The sequence below is a fragment of the Limnospira sp. PMC 289.06 genome, from assembly GCF_032350395.1.
Classification (GTDB): Bacteria; Cyanobacteriota; Cyanobacteriia; order Cyanobacteriales; family Microcoleaceae; genus Limnospira; species Limnospira platensis.
In genome coordinates this window covers 1-1,228 of the sequence record NZ_JARPLC010000329.1, presented here as the reverse complement: position 1 = coordinate 1,228, position 1,228 = coordinate 1, and the positions used below count along the sequence as shown (strand labels likewise).

Sequence of the window (1,228 nt, the reverse complement as noted above, 5' to 3'; positions counted from 1 at the left end):
CACTCCACCCGATAATTGACCCTTGATGATTAATAATTGTAGGGTGGTGCGTCAGATGAATAAAATTTGCCGTTAACCCAGTAGGTTATCCCTCTGACGCACCCTACGTTAACTCGGACCCCACCGGGATATAAATAAACCCGCCCCACCGCACGGGATAATTGATGATTGATAATTGCGAATACCTCTCCTCCTGACGGAAATCATAATAAACCCGCCCCACCACAAGAGAGCGATCGCTTTATTACAATCTTTGTTAATTAAAGTCTATCTCGCTACCGATAGCAAGGCGTTATCTGCCACATTTCCTCTGGTAAGAAAAGAAGGTTTAGCCGCTTATGATGCCGCCCATTTAGAGTTAGCTATCCCATGGAAATTGCCCCTGGCTACATTCGAGAGCCGGTTAGCAAAGGTGAATGAATCAATGGCGATCGTGATGAAATTTAATCTAGCTTTAAGTGCAGTTTGAGGGCAGTCTCTACTATTTCCATAACTTCCTGGCTCAAAAAACCCACTGTATCCCCACCGATCCTTTGTTTAGAAATAGTTCGCACCTGCTGCGCTTGCACCTTGGAAGGCTTGGATAAACCGCTATCCTCTGGATTGATTAACACTTCAAAAGGGTAAACGCGAGTCACATTAGAGGTAATGGGTAGAATTGTCACTGTATCCGCTGCGCGGTTATTTGCATCGTTACTTACTATCAGCACGGGACGGCGTTTATCCATTTCCGAACCAACCGCCGGACTGAGATTAGCATAGTAAATTTCACCACGTTTCATCGGTTAATCCATCGGCAATTGTAATATCCCACGCGGAATCAATTTCACTAGATGCTTCTCTGTAAGCGGATTCTAGTTCTTGATTTCTCAATAATTCTAAAGCTAATTCAATCACTTGGTCAGGGGATTGACATCCTTTGGCAATTTTATAGTTCTCAATAAATTGTACTAGGGATGTTGGTAAGGAAATTGAGATTTCTTTAGCGGGCGACATCTTAGTTATCGATAGATAGATATGATTATTTGATTATAGCATCAGCGATCGCCTTGATGATTAACCATTGATAATTGTAGGGGCGGGTTCTGCTGTCAATTGTCGGACCCCACCGGGATATAAATAAACCCGCCCCACCCCACCGGATAATTGATAATTGACCATTGATAATTAACCATTGATAATTGTAGGGGCGGGTTCTGCTGTCAATTGTCGGACCCCACCGGGATAT

The 1,228-nt window shown here is 43.6% G+C and carries 4 protein-coding genes; 1 reads left to right on the top strand and 3 read right to left on the bottom strand.

The window, feature by feature from the left end; translation table 11 throughout:
- Positions 1–175: 175 nt before the first annotated feature.
- On the top strand, positions 176–469 hold the full coding sequence (locus P5674_RS24905) for a hypothetical protein (RefSeq protein ID WP_014275688.1): 294 nt from the start codon (positions 176–178) through the stop codon (positions 467–469).
- Here the strand turns inward: P5674_RS24905 and P5674_RS24900 are convergent.
- From P5674_RS24900 to P5674_RS24890, 3 genes are all read right to left on the bottom strand, one after another.
- Positions 444–782 (bottom strand): type II toxin-antitoxin system PemK/MazF family toxin, encoded by a 339-nt coding sequence (locus P5674_RS24900; RefSeq protein WP_006615904.1) that lies wholly within the window; start codon positions 780–782, stop codon positions 444–446. The genes P5674_RS24905 and P5674_RS24900 overlap by 26 nt on opposite strands.
- A complete protein-coding gene (locus tag P5674_RS24895; RefSeq protein ID WP_006615903.1) occupies positions 769–996 on the bottom strand; it encodes a hypothetical protein in 228 nt (75 codons plus the stop codon). Before P5674_RS24895 ends, P5674_RS24900 begins: the two co-directional genes overlap by 14 nt.
- 25 nt (positions 997–1,021) lie before the next feature.
- A partial coding sequence (locus P5674_RS24890) for a hypothetical protein (RefSeq protein WP_315670407.1) occupies positions 1,022–1,228 on the bottom strand: 207 nt, incomplete at its 5' end.